We start from the raw sequence: 20,519 nt of genomic DNA, 5'->3' as shown, positions 1-20,519 counted from the left end.
GTAAGCCGATGTAGAAGAGGTGAAAGAAACGGATCCCATGGGTTGGGGTCCTAGCGAGTAAAACCCATGCGAGTGCTCGTCTGCGAAGATCAGGACGCCATTCGCCAGATGATCACGACACTCGTCGGTTCGTCCGGCCACGAAGTCGTCGGCGTCTCTACTGGCGCGATGGCAGTGGAGCTGGCCACCGCGGAGCGGTTCGACATTCTCTTGCTCGACCTCATGCTCCCCGGTCAGCTCGATGGATTCCAAGTGTGTGAACGTCTTCGAGCGCAGGACGCCACGAAGACGCTGCCTATTTTCGTCATCAGCGCGATGGACGATTCGGTGTCTCGTGCTCGGGCGAAAGCCGCCGGTGCGACGGACTTTTTCGGCAAACCGTTTCGGCCTCTCGAACTGCTCAAGGTCATTCAGGGCATCGCGGCTTCTCGACGCTAACGCCTGACAGCACGGGCAAAACGAGTTACATCGTGCGCCATGCTGAAACGCGTGCACGTATCCCCGCGCGCAGGCATGGCCGTGCTGCTATTGGCCACTGCGCTCGCTGCATGTGAAGACGATAAGCGGAACAATACGCAGGCGGCCGATGCTGGCGCTGCGGATGCATCGATGTCCGGCCCTGTGCTCGGTGGCAAGCTGGGCGAGGCTGTTGCGGCCGCTGCGTCGGCGGCCCCTGCGGAGCCGAAGAACGACGCCGACGGAGGCCCGCCGGCAAACGGCATTTTTGCTCCTGGTGCAGCCGATGCATCGCACGCACCGTCCGCACCGCCCAAGCTTCAACTCTTCGCTGAAGGCAGCGATCCGAAGCTTCCCTTGACGTACACGTTCGCGCCTGGCGGTGAACGCAAAGCCACGGTGCTCTTGCAAGTGCGCGCGGCCCAATCTGCGCTCACGCCGCTCACCGTGGCGCTCGTGTTCAAGTCCGAAAAACCCAAGGACGAAAAGAAGCCCGGCAAGGACAACGACGCGGACAAACCCGCCGAGCCGACCTCGCTTCCCGTCACGGTGAAGATTGCCGAAGCAAAACCGCTTCGCGGTGGAGATCTCGGAGACGACCTTGCGAACATAAAAGACGTCGTCCTTCGTTATCGGCTCACGCCGGCAGGCGTTCCGGCGGACATGACCATCGAATATCCGAAGAAGTCGTCCGACACGATCGAGCTCCTGGCAACCTCCCTCGTCGATGCGATCATGGGTATGACGGTGCCTGTACCGGACAAACCCGTGGGTGTGGGCGCGTATTGGATGGTCACGGATCGTGCACGATCGTCTGGCGTGGATGTCGTGCGCTATCGCGTGGCGAAGGTCGTGAAGGTCGAGGACAAGACCGCGACGCTGTCGCTCGACGTGCGTCAGTACGCGGCGAACACGGCGTTCGGCTTGCCAGGTTTGCCCAAGGAAATTCAGGTTTCGCTCGACAAGTACGAATCGCAGGGCAAAGGCGAAATCTCCGTTGGTCCTGACCCGTTCTTGCCCGCGAAGGGACAGATCAACATCGTGATGCAATCGATGCTCACGTCCCCGCAGCAGCAGCAAGGTCAGCGGCTGATGATCCAGACCGACGTTCGCGCCGCGCTGAGCAACACACCCTGACGAGCAAGCTCGTCACACGCCGCACGCCCAAGCTCTACGGCCTGCGTAGAGCCCGCTCGCTGGTGCCGTCCTTGGTGCCACGCTTCGTTGGCGACGCTCCTGCATTGCTTCATCGCCGAAGGGGGATGCGGCAGGCCGAGCCCGTCGCGACATCGGCACCATGAGCGACAACATCAAGCGAGAAAGACACGAGATCCCCGAAGATCCTGCCAGCATGGATGTTTTTCTCGACAATCCATCGTTGTCGGATGGTCAAAGACGTCGCTTGTCTCTGTTCCGCAACCTCGAAGGCGTGGTCTGCGCGCGCGTGGAAGAGATGTGCGCAACGGGCGACATCGATGTCACGGACGTGGCGGTGCTCGTCGTGGACGCATCGGCTCACGACCTCTTGTTTCGACAAGGTGAGCCTTGCGGGACGACAATTTTGGTTGGCCACAGGTGCGAGGTGCGCTCGTTCTTGAACTCGATGCTGCCCGCTGCCGAGGATGCTCCGTTCGATCCGTACGATGATCTGATGGAGCCATCGCCGCTGCAGTCCATTCGCGTGCTCATCCTGGATGATCACAGTTTGACCGTGATGAGCTACGGAACGTTTGTCACGGTCCACATGGACCCGGACGAGATGCCGAAGGCGTAGACCCTCAAGAAGGGTCGCTCCGCTGCGACCAGGATGATGCCGGCGAAAGCGCAAGTGGGCGGGTGCCAAGCGGCCGGAAGCCAAGCTTGTGCTCGACCACGAGCTTCACGCGAGGACCCGCCCGCAGCTCGAGTGGTCCACGGTGTTCGTGAATGTCGCCGTCGAGCACGTACCGCACGACGCCATCGCGCCCGTGCAGGATCGCGTGGTCGGCGACGCACTCGTACGTGTGATCGGCACCCATGGGTCTGGCGCGCCAAACATCCTTCAGCTTCTTGACGAACCCGATAGGCGTCGTGTGGATGCCCAGGATGTGAAAGTGATGCGGAACATGATCGGCGCGGTAAAACGGCCGAAATCCGAGCCCAATCTGATCGACCGTACCCGCCGCGATGCACAGGTAATCGCGGTCGGGAAAACTCGTCGCATTGGGGAGCTCGACACGACCTTCCCAACGCTGCACCACCGGCGTCGGCCGATGCAGCATCACGCACTTGCATGCATCGAAGAGCGTCTTCGCCGCATGAAGCGGATTCGGCTCGGGATGTTGGTAATACACGGACATGTAACTGTGAATCACGCCCGTGCCGATGATGAACCCGTACCTGTCCCCAACACGCATCACGTTGCGCTCGACGACCCGCAGCGGATTCGTCATGCGCTCGTTGTACCGAGCGATGAGCGACGCAAGCAGGCCATCGGGTCGGCCCTTCGGTACGCCAATCGCGTTGGCCACCGTGTTCATCGTGCCGCCTCGCAAAAATGCGATCGGTGGCAAAGGTTCGTCACTATAAACTTCGAGGAACCCAGTCAACGTGACGTTGTTCGTGCCGTCTCCACCCGAGATGCCAAGCACGTCGATCTTGAGTTTTCGAAAGTCCTCCGCAATTCGAGCAAGCTCGTCGCGCGTTTGCGCCGTGCGCACGACGCCGTGATCTCCAAGCGCTTTCGCTAGTCTCGTAGCGGCTGCGGGGTCACGACGGTTCTGGCGTGAACGCGGATTCAGGACGACGCCAATACCAGCCATGCAACCATCCGTGACGGAATCGTGACGAGACGTCAAGCATTTCGCGACGTGCGAAATACCTTCATATCGGCTGCGAAATCGCCTTTGCGGAAGTGTGGATCTATCTACGCGCTTCGCTCGATCACTTCTTCGCTCGAGGCGTCTTCCATCGCGGTTCGAGGTGCACGCGCATGATGTCCGCCATGAGCCCGATGTGAGCGCAGTGATCGGGTTTGTCGTCGCCCGTGTATCCACGAACGTGGAAATCACCCTTGTCGTAGCGGCGGATCAAATCGAGCCCCAACACGTCGGCACGCTTGGCCTTTTTCGGCTTTCCGCGAAGCTCGCCGATCACGTGCGTCGCAACTTCCGTCGTCGATGCGTAGCCCGGCGGGATGATCGACGAGTGGCTCAGGAACATGAACTTTTGCTTCTTCGCCGCCTGCTTGGCGAAGTCGATGAACGGTTCGATCTGCACCGTCTTCAGCGTCTTGGCGCGCTCGTCGGTGTATCCCGTGTGCAGCGAATCGAGCAAGATGACGGAGTCGATACGCTTGCCCGCGGGCTGTCGCAGAATCTGTTCGATGGCTCCATAACCCGCGCTCCAAGCGCTCAGCGCGATCTTTCGGACGTGGGCTTTCTTGTTGCCCGTCTTCTTCGCCATGGCCGCTTCGACGCTGCTGATGAGCTGCGTGAACGTGTGAGGCGAAGCAAAGCCGCTCGCGTACGCGCCTGATCCGATGCCGAGGTCGATGCCAACGAGGACCGCACCCTTGGCTGTCTTGACAAACTCTTTGCGGATGGGTTCGTGCCCGTGGAAGTGCACGACGAGGTCGAATGCGCCGCTCTTGGTGATGCCGCCTTTGCGAGGGGCAATCATTTGCCCGACGCTCGGCGCGCTAGACCAATGATCGTACAGACCAAAGCCAGGGTCGGGCGTCATGCACGGGTGAATGCCGCCGCGACGCTTCTTGGCAGGCGCTGATTTCTTTGGCGCCCGTGAAGCCGCTTCAGGTGATGCCGCTTTTGGAACTTGCGCCGTCGTGGTGCTGCCTGCATCGGTCGCGCTTGGCGTCGTTACGACCGTGGCAGGCTTCGTTTCCGCTTCAGCAGGCGCCGGATCGTCAGCAGCGGCGGGGATCGCACGTAGGAGCGACGCGGCCGTGACGAGGGAAAGAAGCGCGGCGAAACGAGCGAGCCCACGTGAGGAAAAGGGAAGAGAGCGCATCCGGGTCGTTTCCACTTCCCATGGATACGTTGGAGCGTCGAATTTATTGCTTTTCGGTTGAATTTCGCCTGGGAAAAGCGGCTTGGGCGGGCAATCAGTAACCAGGCGGCATCCCGCCACCTTGCGGGGGAAAACCACCACCTTGCGGCGGGAATCCACCACCTTGCGGCGGGTACCCCGGTTGTTGCGGGTATCCAGGCTGCTGCGGATAACCGCCAGGACCACTCGGAGCGGCTCCAGGAGCGCCTTGTGGAGGCATGCCGCCGTGCAACTGCGCCGTAGGCATGCTGTTGCTTGCTTCGGCCGCTGCGAGGATTTGTTCCTCGGCCTGCGACGCGAGCTGCAGGACGGTGTTCGATTGCTCGGGTGGCGAAAGGTTGCTGAAGAAGTTCCAAAACTCGGCCTCGCGGCCCAGGTGCACGGCGCTCAGCACGAGCACGATCGGCGTGGCCGGCTTCTCGATCTCAGCAAGCTCCGATGCACGCCGTCGCCACGCGGACAAACCTTGCGAGAGGCGCAGCGACCACTGGATACCAAGGCCCAGAAGGAGGCCCACCATCACGCCCGCCACGAAGATGTCCGCGTCGACCGGGAACGCGATCGCCGCGGCAAGTCCACCCAAGCCTGCGCCAAACACAAGCCCCGGCTCGCCTCCGTTGTGCGTTGCAGCAAGCGAGAGAATGGCCGCAGCTTGTAGACCAGGCTGGCCCTGTTTCGCAGCTTCACGTAGAGGCACGAGCGTCGCCAAACGCCGCGCCGCCGCAGCTCGCACACTGAGGAAACTTGCTAGCAGCGTGATGACGCCAATGAGCACGCCGAGCCCAATGGCGAGTTGTCGCGGCAAAAGTCCCGGCGGCAAAGGTTCACGGACCTTGGCGGTCTTCGCCTTCTCTGCCTCGACGTCCGCCGCTTTCTTCAACGTCGCTTCCGCCGCCTTCGTCGCTTCGAGCAGCTTGTCGGTCGGCGCGTTTTCGAGCGCTCCGAGCAGTTGCCGCGCAGCATCGACTTGCGACTTGTGATCGTCTCCAGGCGATATCGCCGCCGCCGCAGCCACGGCATCCCACGCCTTCGTCGTGTCGGGATTCGCTTCGACGACGCCTTCGAGCTGCGCGCGACATGGAGCCAAGAGCTTCGCTTGCTTCCACGCCGGCATCGCCGTCGGCCACGCAAGCTCGATGTCCGGTTCCTTTTCCTTCGGTGGCGGCGGCTTGCGACCACGCGGCAGCGGCGCACTCGGCGCTGGAGCTGCGAGCCGCGCCGCCTTGGCCGACGCACGGAAAAGGGGAACCTCCGTGTTCAACTTGTCCGCAGCCTGGTTGCACGACTTCGCCTGCGTCGCTCGCGCGTCGGCGTTCTTCGCAGACGCGATCGCAGCCGGATCCGGGATGAGCGGACCCTTCGCTGTCATCAGCCGTGCGACCGACCCACCGGTCGTGAGCACGAGGACCACCAGCGCCACCAGCGTCCAGCGCATTTCCTCGCGTCGTGTGTAGACGTTCACCGCGGTTCCCTCGATGCCGTGGAGATCTCTGCCGCACGAGCGCGCAAGCAGTGGCCCGACGTGCAAACTCCACGTCTACCCGAGATGGCCCGAAACCGCTACCTCTTGGCGCCGCGTCGCGCGAGATTCCCAAGTGCGCCAAAAGCTGGGCCATTTGCAGCTCGATGTAGTACGGCCTCGGATCGTGACCAGTGTTCAGCAGGTCTTCACACACTCGGCCGCTCTTCCCTCGAGCGCCGCATCGGAACAAGCACCCGTAGCCGCGCCGGAGGTCGCTCGAGACTCCGGAGAACACAGCGGCGAACGCAAGGACAACGGGCTTCGATCGGTGCCCTGGGTCGCGTCGACGTATTACGGCGAGGGCCTGCCTTACTCGATCGTGCACCAGGTCAGCGCCGAGCTCTTCACGGCCTTCGGCGCAAGCCTCGCAGCCATCGGTTACACGTCGCTCTATGGGCTTGCGTGGAACTTCAAATTCCTCTGGAGCCCCGCCGTCGATCACTACGGGCACAAACGATCATGGGTCGTCGGCACCCAAATCGCGCTCGCTCTCGTGATCTTCGCCATCGCCATGCCTGCACAAGTCGGTGACTTGAAAGCCGTCGCATGGCTGCTCATCCCCGTGTCGATCTTGGCGGCGACGCAAGACATCGCCGTCGATGGGTTTTACCTCGAAGCCCTCCCGGACAAACGCCAGGCCGCTTATTCCGGTCTGCGCGTTGGTGCGTATCGCATCGCGCTCCTCGTGGGCAAAGGAGGCCTCGTCGTCCTCGCAGGTCTCGCGGGCGGATGGAAAGCTGCATTCTTTGCAGCCGCTGCGATGATGCTCCTGCTCGGTGTCGGCCACGCGCTTCTGCTGCCCCGTCCTGCGAAAGCCGCGCGTACCGACAAACATGCCTTCGCCGCATTCATCCGCGCGTTCCTATCGTTTCTTCGGCAGCCCAAAGTCATCCTCGTCCTCGCGTTCATCCTGACGTACCGCGCAGGTGACGCGCTGATGTTCGCCATGGGCACGCCCTTTCTCAAGGATCTCGGTTTGTCACTCACGCAGCGCGGCATCGTGAGCGGTACGTGGGGCACCATCGCTTCCGTGGGAGGCGCCATGGTCGGCGGCATGATCGTGTCACGGCTGGGTTTGGAACGTACGCTCCGCCCGATCGTGCTCGCTCAAGGTTTCGCCATCCTGCTCTACGCCTGGCTCGCTCATGCACGACCGTCGTTCACCGCGATCGTTGCCATCGTTCTCATCGAGCAGTTTGTCGCGGGCATCGGAACCGCGGGACTCATGGTCTACCTGATGCGCAGTTGCCAAGGTGCTTACAAGGCATCGCACTTCGCCATCGCATCGGCGCTCATGTCCGTCGGCGCGACCATCATGGGCACCGTGAGCGGCAAGCTCGCGGCGCGCGTTGGCTTCCCCGCGTTCTTCCTCATCGCGTTTGCCGCGGCCATTCCCGGCATGATCCTGTCGTTCTTCGTTCCGACCAAGCGCGCCGACGAAGCTCGCTAAGGCGTGGCTTCAATTCGAATCGGGGGGGTATGGGGGCGGCGCGTCTGGCCGTGCTTTGGACGAAGTCCAAAGCACCGGGAGGCCAGCCGCGCGCCCCCCCATCGTAAATAAAACTCTCGCGAAGCGCGCGTCCCACGCGCGCGAAGCGAGCGTCCAAGCCCAGGTCCGGTCTCAAACAGCCCCCATACCCCCCCGGGGTCGTATCGAACGCCGTACCTAAACTGCCTGCCGTTCGAACTGCACGTTGTTCGCGGCCTCTGCCGCGTGAGGCATCGCCGTTGCGGGTCGAGGCTGCGTCACGCGTTCTTCGAAAACGCCACGCGTCCATGCGTAGAGCCCACCAGTCACGTTGCCCGCATCATCGGTCGTCAGCCAAATCAGCGGCCGCTCGTTCACCAATAGCTCCCCATGTTCAGTGCTCACCGCCGCCGACCACGACCCGCTGTTGCCGTAAAACACCCCATCGTTCCACTTGCCGAACGGATGATGCGTGTGCCCGAAAATCACCGCCCGAACGCGATGCACGTGCGCGATGCGATGCATCACCTCCGTCACGCGTTCCCATGATTCGGTCAGCCGTGGCTTCGGAGCGAAACGGTTGTACAGCGGAAACACCGCCAGCGGCAAAAGCAGCCACGGAAGCCCCCACGGCAAACCCTGCTTCACGCAAAAAAACACGCTCAACACCAGCGTGCTCATGAACACGAGCACCCGATCGAACCACAGATCCCGCGCAATCCCGTACACATCGTCCGCCGGAGGCTGCAGCAATCGCGCGTGCCTCGCCGTGGCAAAAAGCCTCGCGCCGGTCTCTCGAACGCACTCGATGATGTTGCTACGAGCACGCTGGCGACACGCACGCTGCCGCGCTCGAACGATCCGCGACATGAGGCACGTCATGCCGAAGATCCACATCCACACGATCGATCGACGCGTGAAAAGGTAGTAGCGCACCCAGTGCCGCGCGTAGCCAAGCTTCGTCATGTTGAACGAACGGTCGACGTGCGGATTGAAGTAACCAAGGCGCGCGACCAGCACGCGCGTGCCAATCGACCCGATCGTCGGCGCAATCTCCCTGGCACCATCCACGTACGGCAACATCGGGTAACGAAAGGCGCAGTACGGATCGTACAGATGGCCGTGCTCGACGAGGATCTGGTCCGGCGTGAGGTGGAACCAGGCGCGAAAGTGAATACGCGCCACGATGTTGGCACGAGCGCGGATGGAGGGTGGGTTTCCATCGAGCACGGCGTCGACGAGGCGTGCTGTGACGAGCGATCGGACTTCGGGCAAGGTGAGCGCTGCGTCGTGGTTGCCGGAAATGAACACGATGTCGTGACCTCGGCGGAGGATGCGGCCGAGCGCGCTGACGAAGAGCGGGTGATCGTCGAGGATGGCGGCCATCGCGGGCACGGCGTGTTCGGCGGTGCGTGGCAAGTCGTGGAATTCGCTGACTCCGCCGATGACGCGAGGGGCATCGAAGTCGAAGATGTCGCCGTTCAGAATGAGCGTCATGCGGTCGGCGCCGAGCTTTTGACACAGGGCATCGAGCATCCGGCCGATTTCGGCGTCTGGCAGACAAGGGCGTTGCCGATATCGCATCCAAGCGCCGGCGCCGGGTTCGACTTCGCAGAGGTGGATGTCGGAGATGACGACCGTGTGGTGCATCACATGGATGCTGACATGCGGGATGTGTGGGTGTGTGTCGGGGGATTTCCCAAGAGTGGGTCTTCAATTGGGACGCTTGCGTGTAGGGGGGATCCTGACGAGCTGAGCGAGGTAGGTGTACATGCCGGTGGGTCCGGATTTGCACCTGTGTCCACAAGTTCGTTGCCTGGCGCACACGGATGGGCACCTACGTGACGCAGAGGGGGTTACCGGCGAGTCGACGTGGGGGCCTCGGCTTGTCAGGTGCCTGTGCGGGCGCGCCCGGGGAAGGTGCTGTTGGATGCAGAAGGTGATCTGGCGTTCGTTGATGGCGATCTGAGCAGCGCAGGAGGCCATCCGGGCGTACCGGCGGGGTGATCCAAGTGACGCAGGTGCCTATCCAGGCAAGTCCGGTGGGTATTCTGCGCGATGTAGGGGTGGGTCGAAGCGTTTATGGAGTGGCTGGTGGCAAGGCGGTATTCGATTCTACCGGTTCGTTGGGAGCTTTTGCTTTGCCACCTTCATTGACGGCGAGGTCTTTGAAGTAGAGCGGCAATTCATGTTCGCGCCCCAATTGCGCAAGGAGTCCGCGCATGATGGGTTTTGCGACTTTGTTGTACCTGTGCAGAAACGTTTTGCGCGCTTCGACCAATGCGGCGGTGGCGACGAAGGATTTTCCCGTTGCGTTCCCTTTGCCCGCGAGCGCATTCGTCAATGTTTGGTGCGCCGTTGCAAGCTCGGTCTTCCACGTCGAAAATGCGGCGACGTTTTTATTCTTGTCGGTATCGAAACCGCGCAACACCTCGCCAGCTTTGGCGTTCAAATCGGCGGGCTTCATGCTCGACAGGTCGCCCATCGTTTGGCCCGGATAGAATGCCTCGAAATCGAAGACGGTGGCTTTCGGTAGGGACCGCAGGTGATAATAGAATCGGCTGACCGTGTCGCGCACGGTTTCTGCTGCTTCCGAAGTATCCGTGCGTTCACCGCGCAAGTCGCTGCGATCGCTCGTCGCTTTTTGCAGTTCCGCCTCGACGGCGTCGACGGCGCTCGACACGAGCGCTGCCAGCTTGACGACATCCACGAGCTCGGATTGGCCCGCAAGCGGCGTCACTGCACTTACGAATTGCCGGCCATATTCGGAGACTTCGCGGTAATCGATGTAAGGATCGGCCATGGCATGCTCCAAGGTGGAATGGCGTACGTGGTGGACGGTACACGACGGACCGGGAGGAGAGCAAGAAAAAAGAGATCCGGGAGGGCTTTGGGCGTCCGACTTGGGGCGCTGAGGTACTGTACTCGCGGCTGGAGTCGAGCGCATGGCGTCGCGAGACGAGTGCGCCGAGAAACAGATTTCAGCCTCTCGCGCAAGGGGATCCTAAACCTCAACGCTTTGGGTCGATAATGGTTTTCCGTTGATGCACGCAAAGCCGTATCCATACGCTGAACGATTGTCGCGCTATTGGACGGCGCGGCAGAAATGGACGCGCAATGATGCATTCTCGTCATGGGTTCCGACAATCCTTGCGACGCGCGAAAGCGTGGGTCGCTGCAGCGATTTCTGTGATTGTGTTCACTGCGTTGGGCGCGCCCAACGTGCAGGCGCAGACGCCGCTGACCACGCGTGAACTGCGGCGCATCATCGGTAATCCCAATGGGCTCAGGGGGATTCGGTACAACCAGGCGGTAGGCTTGACGTTTCAGAAGTTCGTCTTGGCGCACATGCCGGGACCGAAGATGAGCTTCGCGAACACGAAGCCATATCCATCGCCGGTGCGCACGGCGAGCACGAGGAACCGTTTACGATCGGTCATCCCGGACGGCGTCGCAGGTGCATCCATCGGTAGCAACAGCCCCCTCGGCGCCACGGTCACGACATACCCAGAGAGCACCTTCATCGAGGTCAAGGCTGTCAAGGGAAAAATTACACGCAGCTACGGGCAGTATCAGATCGAAGGCATGCTCGATGTGCTGTCGAGATCGCAAGCAGCATCATCCATGGGATCGAGCCGTGCATATCCGAGTTTGTACTTCGTGATCACGGGGGACACGAGCATCGCTCCGGACGTCACGCAAGAGGCAACACGCCTCAAGATCCTAGTGTGGTTGTCGTATGTGACGGTGTTCCCCGACGATCGGCTTCAAGTCGCTGCTCCAACATGCCTGAATTGCGCGCACATTTTCATTGGCCCTGGGACGCCGGGCGTCGTCATCCCAGGCTTGACATTCCGGCTAGGTGCGCCAGGCATCAGCGTGCCAGTGCTCTTCGACCCGCCCATCCTTGACGATGGCCTGATTGGTCATCCAGGATTGCCGGGTCTGACCGCGCCAAATCCATAGGATCGACGTATGGAGAACGACCCGCGTAATCGCCGCCCGTCCAGCCCCAAAGGAACACCGAAGGGCTGGTCAATCAAAAAGTCCGAAGCAAAGGCGCTCTTGGCGGAGGGTCACTGGACACCGGATCCGGACTTCTCCAGCACGATTTGCGACGCGTTCGTTTCTGAGAGGGGTGAGTTACTCATGCTCCTGAAGCAAGGTCGAAGCGTTCTTTACGCTTCACGCGCGGAAGAGAAGGCATTTGTAGACGCAATCAGCAAGTCCCCCGCCACCCACGTCCTCGAAGGCCTTCTCCCCCAAGGCCCGCAATTCATCGAAGCCGTCCCCGGCCTCGTCGATGAATTGGCCGTTCGATTGCAACTTCCGCGGGAATCACTCGATGGCTCGCTCGATAGCCTCGACGTCGTCGAAGAGGCGCTCCTGAAAAAAATTCGGCCACGTAGCCGCATTCTCGAAATACCCAACCTGTTCGCCAGCATCATCGCGTATACCGGCGAAGTGGGGCGTAAACTGACCGGAGGCCATTGGCATCTCAATGAAGTGCATGGCGGCATCTGGGAACCGTACATCCTCTTCGATAACGATTCGAACTACTTGAATCCGTTCCTCGAACCCTACAAGAGCATTGCCGAAAGGCGACGCGGCGGGCTCATGCTGAAGGCGCTCGTCGTAGCGCACACATCTACCGCGCTGAAGCACGTTTGACGTGCTTCCGGCAATGAGCGCCAGGCGATCATCTATCCCACCACCCGGTGAAACCACGCCCTTGCCCACCAATACCATTGCCCCTTCTTCCGAAAGGATGGAATCGTACTCCAGGTGTGGAACGCGTCATCGAGGGCTTTTCGCGCCCCATCGGCATTGCCACGTTTTTGCCGTGTTACCGCAAGAAGCACATATCCCTGCATCGATGACGAATTTGCCTGCACATACCGTTCGAGTGCATCTTCGGCCTCTTCGATGCGCCCCAATGACAACAACGCTTCGGCTGCCGTCAGGTATGGGTCCCCCCTGCGCAACTTGGGATCGATTTCAACCGCCTGCACGAGCGGTTCCAGCGCGCCCTCCGCATCACCGCATCGCAATCGAGCAACCCCCGTCAGGTACAGCAATTCCGCATCGTTGGGGAATCGCGTGCGAGCTTCGTCGAGCAATTCCAGGGCACGGCGTGGGCGCAGTCGTTCGAGCCACACGATGGCCAAGTCTCGGCGCGCGGTGATGTTCGCCGGATTCGCCTGAATTTGCGCCGTCAAGGTTTGGATCTGGCCCCAAGTGCGCAGCAAAATACCTGGATCGGGTAAAAACGGCCGCAGCAAAAAGAAAATGAGGATACCCGCCATGAGCCACGGCCGGTGCAGCACGTAACTCAGAAAAACCATCGCTAGATAATACCACCAGTAGGCCATGCGTGACCCGGGCAAACCATGAACGTCAACGAGCGTCAAGGGAATCGTGGGTAGTCCAGGAGTGCTCGCCGGTGGAGCTGCGTGACGGGTGCGCCGTGTAACAGATGTCTGTCCGCTGCGCACCCGTCCTGCCGGCACACATCCGCGAAGGTGCGTGTACGTGCTTGCCGCGCCCCCTGATTTTTGACCGTGACGCAAGTGCGCGATCTCTGCTACACAAGGATCTCATGCCGCGCCGCAAGTCTTCCGCGAAGCCACCCCCGTCGGACGGCTTCATTCGAGCCATCACGGTACTTCGCGATCGAATCGAGGATCCGAATGTTTATCCGTATACCATTCCAGCCATTCGTGCGCTCGAGACGCTCGAGTTTCATCCTCGAGTGACGTTTTTCGTGGGTGAAAATGGCTCGGGCAAATCCACGCTCCTCGAAGCGATTGCATTGCTTCTGGGGTTCAACGCAGAAGGAGGCACAAAGGCTTGCGACTTTTCGACGCGCCGGAGCGAATCCGATTTGCACAGGGCTTTGCGTCCCATTCGCAATGCGCGACGCGAACGTGGTGGATATTTTCTGCGTGCCGAGAGTACGTTCAATGTTGCCACGTACATCGATGATATTGGCGTGACTCCGTGGTGGGGCGGCCGGTCGCTTCACGAACAATCCCACGGTGAAGCATTTTTGACGGTGGTCGAGCAGAAGTTTCGCCCCGATGGTTTGTACCTTCTCGATGAACCCGAAGCCGCGCTTTCGCCAGCGCGACAATTGCGTTTTCTTGGGCATCTGCACGTGCTCGCGCAGGCGGGCGCTCAATTCATCATCGCAACGCATTCACCCATTTTGCTCGCATATCCCAATGCGACACTGTACGAGCTCACGGAGAAAGGCATGACCACGGTCCGTTACGAAGACACGGATCACTATTGCTTGACGCGGGATTTCTTATTGCACCGCGATCGATTCTTTCGAGAATTGTTCAAAGAAGATGTGGAAGAGGGCTGAGTGCCCTATTCGTGAAGCTTGCCGCTATTTCCGCGCAGCGAGCAATGCTTCGAGCTCCGCGATGCGTGCAAGTGCCTTTTCCTTTTCGGTTCGTTCTGCATCGGCACGCTTTGCTGCTTCGTTCGCGTGCTTTGCTTGCGCGTCCGCGCGCTTCGCTTCTTCGTCTGCGCGCTTCGCTTCTTCGTCTGCACGCTTCGCTTCTTCGTCTGCACGCTTCGCTTCTTCGTCTGCGCGCTTCGCTTCTTCGTCCGCGCGCTTCGCTTGTTCGTCGGCACGCTTCGCTTCTTCGTCCGCGCGCATTTGCTCGACTTCCTCGAGGGTTGGCCAGCGGTCCTTGCCTTCCCGATCGTTTGCAATGACGAGCTCCCCGTCGATCACCATCACCCACGCATCGAGCACCTCCGAACGATACGGGCCAGCTCCCGCATACACCTGCACGAGCTCATCGTTCGTTTCGCGTCGAAAAATTTGCAAAAGCACCGGTGGCTGCTTCGGCGTGTACCCGTGCAGATGCGGATCGAACACCCACAATTCGTATGTGCCCAGCAAAGCGTGCTTCTCGGGCGACTCTGAATAATCTTTCTTGGGTCTCGAGCGGCTCACGATCTCGATGGCGAGCAGTGGTGGACGATTGCCCTTTTCCCACGTCCGAACCCGACGAATATCGCCATCGGGCTCCCGTGGGGGCATTTCCGTGACGAATACATCCGGATCCACTCCGACCCTCGGATGTCGTTCGTCCCACCGAAACGCGAGCTCACGATTCACGAGGAAATCATGACCCATTCGCTCATTCCACGCTCGGAGCGTGCTCTTCAGCCGATCCGCGTAATCGTCGTGCTTGGTCGATGTAGGCACCGGTTCGTCATCCTCGATATACCAGTCGGCAGGATACGACGATGGACGTTGCGCACTTCTAAAACTACGGTCCTGCGCCAACTGAGCCATACGGCGCTCGTACCATGGGTTTGCCCGCGGTGCAAGACAAAATTTCGGGATGTTCCGACATGCAAGGTTTGCCGAGGGGCAAGGACTGGTTGCCCCAGACCTTGCGACCGATGGGGCTGCACACTCAGATTCTCCGGACGGGGGTATCGCATGCGCGTGCTGGAAGCCTTGGGCAGAATGGTGGGTGGAGTGCTTTCCCCACTTGTTGCAATCGGTGGTTTGGCGCGAAATGCCAGGCTCTTTCACCCGGATGGAGTGGTTTACTGGGCTCGCGTGCGCCCCGTGGGAATGGAAGGAGCGCTCGGAGCATTGGCAGAGCGGCTCGAAGGACCCGCGATCGTGCGGTTTTCCAGCGCGTGGTGGCGCAATGAAAAAGAGCTCCCGGATTTGCTGGGAATCGCTATTCGATTCATCGACACGCAAAGCATGACCAGACGGAATACGCTGATTCCATCGCCACGCGATCAGGACTTGCTCTTTGCAACGGTACGGGCAGTCTTGACGCTCCCCCTTGCACCGCTCGTCACGAACGTCAACGATTTCTTGGCAAATGATTATTACGCATTGCTCCCATTCCAAGTACCGGGCTTGGGTCGTGCAAAGTTTCGCCTCTCGCCCGTGCGCTTGCGATCCGAAGCGACGAGCCGACGAGAAAGACTTGCAGCTCGGGTTGCAGCAGGATCGGCCAACATGCGGTTCGAAGTGAAAAAAGACGAAAACGAGGCGCGATGGCAAGAATTCGCGACCGTCGAAATCGAGGAGCTCGCCGACATCGACCAAGAATCGCTCGCCATGAATCCATTTCGCACGGGTCGAGCCATCGTGCCGGTGGGGCCGATTCAAATGGTCAGGGCTGCCGCGTATCCGGCAAGCGTCGTGGGGCGACGGATCATCCCGAAGTGATGTACTCAAAAAAGTGTTGAACACCGTGGCCCCGTGCTGATATGTCCTTCCGTGCTTGGATAGCTACGTTCAACATCGCTGCCCCAACTGCGGCGCTCCGATGCCGCCTCCGCCTGCGACGCGCTCGCAGCGCTGCGGCTATTGCTCGGCTCTGCTCGCGCCAGGACCGGGCGGATGGCGACCCGCCGCTGCGGACGCAGGCGAAGAGCCGCTTGCCGACCCGCATTTTCAGCGCCTCTGGGTGGGCGGCAAACGCTACGCCATGCTCGGCCGTATCGCGCGAGGTGAATCGTGCGACGTGTTTCTCGCGCGTCGCGACGGGCGCCTGACCGAACGCGTGCTCATCAAGGTGCTGCATTCACACGACGATGCGGACCTTTTGGACAACGAGCAACGCGTGCTCGAAGCGCTGGAAAAAAGCTCCGCGCAAGGCGCACCGTACTTTACGGGGCTTTTGCCTCAGCGGATTGCATCGAGCTCCGCGCGCTTGGGGCTGCGGGGTGACGAAGGGCAGCGCCGCGCGACGGTGATGCGCTGGCGAAGCGGTTTTGTCCATACATTCGCCGACGTGTTCGCGGCGCATTCGTCCGGCATTGCGCCGGAAGCCGCGGTATGGATGTGGAAACGAATGCTCGAAAACCTCGGGTGGGTGCACAAGAGCGGTTTTGTTCATGGCGCGATTTTGCCGCAACATACGCTCGTGCACGCGCGCGATCATGGCATCGTTTTCGTGGGCTGGTCGTGCTCGGTGCCGATGGGAAAACCGCTTCCAGCGACGAATCCACAGTTTCGCGCGCATTACCCCGACGGGGTTTGGCAGGGCGCACCCGCGACAGCACGCACGGACATCGCCATGAGCGCTCGGCTGCTGCTGAAAGCGCTGGGCGGCGCGGTGGATCGTGCGCCTTCGAGCACGCCCGGGCCGCTTGCACACCTGCTCGAAGGGCACGCGCGCGGTGATTCGAGGCTCCCGGACGACGCATGGGCTGTCCGTGACGAGCTCGACCAGGTGGCTCGGCGGGTTTTCGGCCCGCCGAAGTTCATACCGTTTGCCATGCCTGGGTGGAAATCTCGAGATTGACTGAGACGATAACGACGAACCGCACGGATGGAGGCACGATTCAAATGGGGCACGGTGGTTATAGCTACGAGGCGCATCAAGCAATTACATCGGCACGAGCCAAATTGCCGGCGCAGGCAGTGTTTACGCAGCGCACGATCCATCCGCTGATGAATCCGCTCGGCGTCGCGTTTCGCGAATCGCGCGACAGCGCCGAGCATCCGAGTACGACGAGCATTGTATTCGCGCTCGACGTGAGCGGCTCGATGGGTCAAATTCCGCAGCAAATTGCGCGCAAAGAGCTGCCGACGTTCATGAAAGCGCTGCTCGATGCAGGCGTGACCGATCCTCAGGTGCTATTCATGGCGCTTCAGGATTGCGCGGGCGGCGTCTCGCCGTTGCAAGTTGGGCAATTCGAATCGACCGCCGAGCTGATGGATCAATGGCTCACGTGGTGCTGGCTGATGGGCGGCGGCATGAGCGCATACGAGTCGTACGATTTGGCATTTTACTTCGCCGCACACCACACGAAGCTCGATTGTTTCGAGAAGCGCGGCAAGAAGGGGTATCTCTTCATGACCGGCGACGAGCCTTGTTATGACGAGCTCAAGTCGCATTGGGTAAAGCAATTCATTGGAGACGATCTGTCGGCGAACGTGCCATTGAAGAAGGTCATCGCGGATTGCGCGGCGCTGTACCACACGTTCTACTTGGTGCCCGATCCGGGGCGTGGCCGGCAGGTTGCCGGATTTTGGCGAGAATACCTCGGCGAGCAAACGATCATTTTGGGAGATCCCGAAGACACGTGTGCCGTCGCCGCAGGAATCGTGGCGCTTTCCGAAGGATGCGCGGCAAACCTCGAAGCGGTGGGCGCGAAGCTTTCGGGCGGCGGGCTCGACCGCGCGCGTGTTGCCCGCGTGCTCAATGCAATGAAACCTTGGGCCGAAAGCATCGGCAAATCCTGAGGGCCTCACCCCCCAGCCCCCTCTCCGCAAGCGGAGAGGGGGAGGAGATGTTTAATAGATGGGCTACGGTGGCTATAGCTTCGAGGCGCACCAGGCAATCACGCAGGCGCGGCGCGATGTGCCCGTGCAGCAGGTGTTTCGCCAGCGCGACGTGCACCCGCTCATGCGTCCGCAGGGCATCAAAGCGCGGGAGAGCTGCGATAGCGCGGGGCATCCGCGATCGCTGGCCATTGTGATGGCGCTCGATGTGACCGGGTCGATGGGGCAAATTCCCGAGCGTCTTGCGAAGGAAGAATTGCCGGGCCTCGTGCGAATGCTGAACGATCACGGCGTATTGGATCCGCAGGTGCTTTTTCTCGCGATTGGCGATGCATTTCATGATCGCGCTCCGCTTCAAATCGGCCAATTCGAATCGACCGGAGAGCTCATGGATCAATGGCTCACCTGGACGTGGCTCGAAGGGCAGGGCGGGACGCCGGGGCACGAATCGTACGAGCTTGCAATGTATTTTGCAGCTCGGCACCTGGAAATGGATTGTTTGCGGCTGCGCAATCAACGCGGGTATATGTTCATCACGGGCGATGAAAAACCGTATCCGCAGTTGTCTCGCGCAGCCGTGCGCACCGTATTGGGCGACGAGCTCAACGAGGATTTGCCCCTTTCCGTGGTGGTGGACGAGGCATCGCGGGTGGTCGAGCCATTCTTTTTGATTCCGGACATCGAGAGGCGGGCGTCGTGCGAACGTGTATGGCGTGATCTCTTGGGCGACCGGGTGATTTGCATGGAGAGTCCGCGTGATACGACGGCGTGCATTGCGGGCATCGTTGCAATGGATCAGGGTGCCGTGTCGGACCTCGATGCATTCGCGCGAAGGCTTGGGGATCGCGGGCATGAGCGGCAGCGCATTGGTGCGGTCGTTCGAGCGCTCACGGCATGGGCTGCATCGCGAGAGAAAGACGGTGCACCGTGGCCCGTGATCGATGAACGTGCCCCATTGCCAAATGATACCGAGCCTTCGGGACATCGTCGGGTAACAAGATCTTGAGCAAAACGTGGGTCGTCGTCGATCTTGCGTTCGGCGATGCTGGCAAGGGTACGATAACTGATTTTCTGGTGCGCGAGACGGGAGCGCGCCTGGTCGTGCGTTTCAATGGTGGAGCGCAAGCGGGACATACGGTCGTGACCGATGACGGGCGCGTGCACACGTTTTCGCAATTCGGTGCAGGCACGTTCGTTCCGGGGGTGAGGACGCATTTGGCCGAGCCGGTGATTGTGCATCCGAGCGCTCTATTGGTGGAGGCGCGGCATCTCGAGCGGGTATTGGTGCACGATGCATTGGATCGCTTGACGATTGCGGAGAGCGCGCGTGTCATTACGCCGTTTCATCAAGCGGCAAACCGTGCGCGGGAGCTTGCGCGTGGCAATGCGAGGCATGGAACGTGCGGGGTGGGGGTGGGCGAGACCGTGCGGGATGCAATGGAAAACCCCGACGATGCGATTTACGCGCGGGATTTGAACGATGCTGGCGTATTGCTGAGAAAGCTCGGGCGAGCGCGGGAGCGATTGCGTGCGACGTTGGAGGAAGAATTTTTGGTATTGGGGGACGACCATCGGGAGCTCGCGGGATTTTTGGATTGGGATTTGCCTGCGCGCTGGGTGGAATTCATTCGGCCCGTAGCTGGTTGCGTCGTGCCCGATGAATGGCTGTTCGAGCGATTGCGTGAATCATCTGGTGATGTCGTATTCGAGGGTGCGCAAGGAGTATTGCTCGACGAGAATGTTGGGTTTCATCCGCACACGACGTGGAGCGATTGCACGCCGCGTGGGGCGCTGGCGTTGTTGCGAACGCACGGTCATTGTGGTGAAGTGCGCCGAATTGGCGTATTGCGAACGTATTTGACGCGTCATGGCGAGGGGCCGTTTCCCACGGAAACGCCGGACCTGGGTCCGTGGCTTCCCGAGCCGCATAACGATAGCCTGGGATGGCAGGGGGCGTTTCGCGTGGGATATCCGGATTTCGTTTTGACTAAGTATGCAATGCGCGTATGCGGGGGCGTGGATGCACTTGCGGTGACGCATTGCGATCGGATCGAGCTGATGCATCGGATTGCGGTGGCATATGAGAATGCGTCCGATGAAGCATTGTTCGTGCACGATGGGCAGGGGCGTGCGATGGATTTGCGCGAGGGGGACTTGGCGCGCCAGGAGCGGCTGGGCAATGCATTGCGGGAGGTGCGGCCCATTTGGGAGGATGCGGCGCCGGGATTGGAAACGCGCATCGAGCAGCTCGAGGCGGCGCTGGGGGTGCGGGTTGCGATGACGTCGGCTGGGCCGGCGGCAAGGGACAAGGTGTGGAGGGGGCGTTAATCCTACTTTGCCATCTGCGTTGGTTGCGCTTTGGAAGCTGCTTGATTTTACGGCACCACGGCACCCCAAACTCGCCCGCTTCGCGGGCTCGAACAGCGGGGCCCCGCCGCGGCGCCGTAAAATCAAGCAACTCCCAAAGCGTCACGTTGTGCTATTGGGCGAAATCGGCCTCCAGACCGCCAAACGCGCTCCTCGACAGGTTGGGAAGCGTCTTCAGGGGCGCTGGGGACGCCCTTCGACGCGTGGGGAGGTGCGTTCTGGGCTCCAGCGGACGCTTCTCGATGTGTCGAAAGGTGCATTCCGGGGGTCCGAGCGCGGTCTCCTACGCGTGGAGGAGTCCATTCTGGGGGTCACCTCCACGTTTCGCAGCACGACGGAGCCTCTCGAGTGGCAAACTCCGACGAACCTCACGC

At 60.9% G+C, this 20,519-nt stretch carries 19 protein-coding genes; 12 read left to right on the top strand and 7 right to left on the bottom strand.

All coding sequences use genetic code 11. The features are described 5' to 3' along the window. The first annotated feature begins 66 nt into the window (after positions 1–66). From IPM54_29995 to IPM54_29985, 3 genes are all read left to right on the top strand, one after another. A complete protein-coding gene (locus IPM54_29995; protein ID MBK9264022.1) occupies positions 67–438 on the top strand; it encodes a response regulator transcription factor in 372 nt (123 codons plus the stop codon). A gap of 39 nt (positions 439–477) precedes the next feature. After that, on the top strand, positions 478–1,593 hold the full coding sequence (locus IPM54_29990) for a hypothetical protein (GenBank protein MBK9264021.1): 1,116 nt from the start codon (positions 478–480) through the stop codon (positions 1,591–1,593). Positions 1,594–1,753: 160 nt separating this feature from the next. Further along, a complete protein-coding gene (locus tag IPM54_29985) occupies positions 1,754–2,230 on the top strand; it encodes a hypothetical protein (protein ID MBK9264020.1) in 477 nt (158 codons plus the stop codon). Positions 2,231–2,234: 4 nt separating this feature from the next. On the opposite strand, the gene IPM54_29980 is transcribed toward IPM54_29985, so the two are convergent. From IPM54_29980 to IPM54_29970, 3 genes are all read right to left on the bottom strand, one after another. Continuing rightward, entirely contained in the window at positions 2,235–3,257 is a 1,023-nt protein-coding gene (locus IPM54_29980) for a sphingosine kinase (GenBank protein ID MBK9264019.1), read from the bottom strand. 121 nt (positions 3,258–3,378) lie between these two features. Further along, a complete protein-coding gene (locus tag IPM54_29975) occupies positions 3,379–4,464 on the bottom strand; it encodes a hypothetical protein (protein ID MBK9264018.1) in 1,086 nt (361 codons plus the stop codon). Positions 4,465–4,558: 94 nt separating this feature from the next. After that, on the bottom strand, positions 4,559–5,965 hold the full coding sequence (locus IPM54_29970) for a hypothetical protein (GenBank protein MBK9264017.1): 1,407 nt from the start codon (positions 5,963–5,965) through the stop codon (positions 4,559–4,561). 13 nt (positions 5,966–5,978) lie between these two features. Between IPM54_29970 and IPM54_29965 the strand changes: the two genes are divergently transcribed. Further along, positions 5,979–7,475 carry an MFS transporter gene (locus tag IPM54_29965; GenBank protein MBK9264016.1) on the top strand — a complete coding sequence of 499 codons (1,497 nt, stop codon included), beginning with the start codon at positions 5,979–5,981 and terminating at the stop codon, positions 7,473–7,475. Positions 7,476–7,691: 216 nt separating this feature from the next. Here IPM54_29965 and IPM54_29960 read toward each other — a convergent pair whose 3' ends face one another. Both IPM54_29960 and IPM54_29955 read right to left on the bottom strand, forming a co-directional pair. Next, complete coding sequence (locus IPM54_29960) at positions 7,692–9,143, bottom strand: hypothetical protein (protein MBK9264015.1); 1,452 nt, start codon at positions 9,141–9,143, stop codon at positions 7,692–7,694. 430 nt (positions 9,144–9,573) lie between these two features. Continuing rightward, entirely contained in the window at positions 9,574–10,296 is a 723-nt protein-coding gene (locus IPM54_29955; GenBank protein MBK9264014.1) for a hypothetical protein, read from the bottom strand. Positions 10,297–10,688: 392 nt separating this feature from the next. On the opposite strand from IPM54_29955, the gene IPM54_29950 reads away from it, so the two are divergent. Next, positions 10,689–11,459 (top strand): hypothetical protein, encoded by a 771-nt coding sequence (locus tag IPM54_29950; GenBank protein MBK9264013.1) that lies wholly within the window; start codon positions 10,689–10,691, stop codon positions 11,457–11,459. A gap of 9 nt (positions 11,460–11,468) precedes the next feature. Next, entirely contained in the window at positions 11,469–12,164 is a 696-nt protein-coding gene (locus IPM54_29945) for a hypothetical protein (GenBank protein MBK9264012.1), read from the top strand. 32 nt (positions 12,165–12,196) lie between these two features. On the opposite strand, the gene IPM54_29940 is transcribed toward IPM54_29945, so the two are convergent. Continuing rightward, entirely contained in the window at positions 12,197–12,904 is a 708-nt protein-coding gene (locus tag IPM54_29940) for a tetratricopeptide repeat protein (protein ID MBK9264011.1), read from the bottom strand. 188 nt (positions 12,905–13,092) lie between these two features. Here IPM54_29940 and IPM54_29935 point away from each other — a divergent pair, with 188 nt between their 5' ends. Further along, positions 13,093–13,863: an AAA family ATPase gene (locus tag IPM54_29935; protein MBK9264010.1), complete on the top strand. Its 771-nt coding sequence runs from the start codon at positions 13,093–13,095 to the stop codon at positions 13,861–13,863. 24 nt (positions 13,864–13,887) lie between these two features. Here the strand turns inward: IPM54_29935 and IPM54_29930 are convergent, their stop codons facing one another. Then, the gene (locus IPM54_29930) at positions 13,888–14,811 is read right to left on the bottom strand and encodes a Uma2 family endonuclease (GenBank protein MBK9264009.1); all 924 of its coding nucleotides are present in this window, start codon (positions 14,809–14,811) and stop codon (positions 13,888–13,890) included. Between the two features lie 150 nt (positions 14,812–14,961). On the opposite strand from IPM54_29930, the gene IPM54_29925 reads away from it, so the two are divergent. From IPM54_29925 to IPM54_29905, 5 genes are all read left to right on the top strand, one after another. After that, entirely contained in the window at positions 14,962–15,714 is a 753-nt protein-coding gene (locus IPM54_29925; protein ID MBK9264008.1) for a hypothetical protein, read from the top strand. Between the two features lie 55 nt (positions 15,715–15,769). After that, complete coding sequence (locus IPM54_29920) at positions 15,770–16,795, top strand: hypothetical protein (protein ID MBK9264007.1); 1,026 nt, start codon at positions 15,770–15,772, stop codon at positions 16,793–16,795. Positions 16,796–16,839: 44 nt separating this feature from the next. Next, on the top strand, positions 16,840–17,739 hold the full coding sequence (locus IPM54_29915) for a VWA domain-containing protein (GenBank protein MBK9264006.1): 900 nt from the start codon (positions 16,840–16,842) through the stop codon (positions 17,737–17,739). Between the two features lie 571 nt (positions 17,740–18,310). Continuing rightward, a complete protein-coding gene (locus IPM54_29910) occupies positions 18,311–18,784 on the top strand; it encodes a hypothetical protein (GenBank protein MBK9264005.1) in 474 nt (157 codons plus the stop codon). Then, complete coding sequence (locus IPM54_29905) at positions 18,778–20,106, top strand: adenylosuccinate synthetase (GenBank protein ID MBK9264004.1); 1,329 nt, start codon at positions 18,778–18,780, stop codon at positions 20,104–20,106. Before IPM54_29910 ends, IPM54_29905 begins: the two co-directional genes overlap by 7 nt. Positions 20,107–20,519: the final 413 nt, after the last annotated feature.

It is taken from the genome of Polyangiaceae bacterium, from assembly GCA_016715885.1.
Lineage (GTDB): Bacteria > Myxococcota_A > Polyangia > Polyangiales > Polyangiaceae > Polyangium.
Note: the sequence above shows the minus strand (reverse complement) of the source record. Positions and strands in the feature narration are given on the sequence as shown.

Bases quoted from the DNA above. Each gene is read 5' to 3' on its own strand.
- IPM54_29995 (MBK9264022.1), top strand. From the start codon at position 67: ATGCGAGTGCTCGTCTGCGAAGATCAGGACGCCATTCGCCAGATGATC.
- IPM54_29990 (MBK9264021.1), top strand. From the start codon at position 478: ATGCTGAAACGCGTGCACGTATCCCCGCGCGCAGGCATGGCCGTGCTG.
- IPM54_29985 (MBK9264020.1), top strand. From the start codon at position 1,754: ATGAGCGACAACATCAAGCGAGAAAGACACGAGATCCCCGAAGATCCT.
- IPM54_29980 (MBK9264019.1), bottom strand. From the start codon at position 3,257: ATGGCTGGTATTGGCGTCGTCCTGAATCCGCGTTCACGCCAGAACCGT.
- IPM54_29975 (MBK9264018.1), bottom strand. From the start codon at position 4,464: ATGCGCTCTCTTCCCTTTTCCTCACGTGGGCTCGCTCGTTTCGCCGCG.
- IPM54_29965 (MBK9264016.1), top strand. From the start codon at position 5,979: ATGCCGTGGAGATCTCTGCCGCACGAGCGCGCAAGCAGTGGCCCGACG.
- IPM54_29960 (MBK9264015.1), bottom strand. From the start codon at position 9,143: ATGCACCACACGGTCGTCATCTCCGACATCCACCTCTGCGAAGTCGAA.
- IPM54_29955 (MBK9264014.1), bottom strand. From the start codon at position 10,296: ATGGCCGATCCTTACATCGATTACCGCGAAGTCTCCGAATATGGCCGG.
- IPM54_29945 (MBK9264012.1), top strand. From the start codon at position 11,469: ATGGAGAACGACCCGCGTAATCGCCGCCCGTCCAGCCCCAAAGGAACA.
- IPM54_29935 (MBK9264010.1), top strand. From the start codon at position 13,093: ATGCCGCGCCGCAAGTCTTCCGCGAAGCCACCCCCGTCGGACGGCTTC.
- IPM54_29930 (MBK9264009.1), bottom strand. From the start codon at position 14,811: ATGGCTCAGTTGGCGCAGGACCGTAGTTTTAGAAGTGCGCAACGTCCA.
- IPM54_29925 (MBK9264008.1), top strand. From the start codon at position 14,962: ATGCGCGTGCTGGAAGCCTTGGGCAGAATGGTGGGTGGAGTGCTTTCC.
- IPM54_29915 (MBK9264006.1), top strand. From the start codon at position 16,840: ATGGGGCACGGTGGTTATAGCTACGAGGCGCATCAAGCAATTACATCG.